The organism is Anaerotignum faecicola, from assembly GCA_024460105.1.
Taxonomy (GTDB): Bacteria; Bacillota; Clostridia; order Lachnospirales; family Anaerotignaceae; genus JANFXS01.
In genome coordinates this window covers 1-404 of sequence record JANFXS010000487.1, presented here as the reverse complement: position 1 = coordinate 404, position 404 = coordinate 1, and the positions used below count along the sequence as shown (strand labels likewise).

Sequence of the window (404 nt, the reverse complement as noted above, 5' to 3'; positions counted from 1 at the left end):
AGAAACTCATCGGGAAGCGGATAGAAGTGGCGAAGAATTCCGGCAAATTCATTCAGCTCCTTTTTCGAAGGGAGATATCCGAATAACAGAAGGAATGCGGTTTCTTCAAATCCGTACCGCGCGTTTCCTTTTCCCTTCACCAGATCGCCGATTTCAATACCGCGGTAGAAAAGCTTTCCGGGTACATTGACCTTTTTTCCATCCTGAATCTCGTAGCCGACAACGTCGGATACACGCGTCAAGCCGACCCTGACTCCGGTGCCATCCTCGTTGCGGAGACCTTTTTTTACGTTGTGTTCCTTGAATAAATGATTTGGAATATCCGTATAGTTTGAGGATTTACCAAATGTCTGTGCGATGAAGAAATTATTCATGCGATATTCTCTCCTTTTCCTTTAGATTCA

Annotated in this window: 1 protein-coding gene; it reads right to left on the bottom strand. The window is 44.8% G+C overall.

Annotated elements, in window-relative coordinates:
- Positions 1 to 374: citrate synthase (locus NE664_15020; protein ID MCQ4727944.1), on the bottom strand; the 374-nt coding region annotated here is incomplete at its 3' end.
- Between the last annotated feature and the right edge of the window lie 30 nt (positions 375 to 404).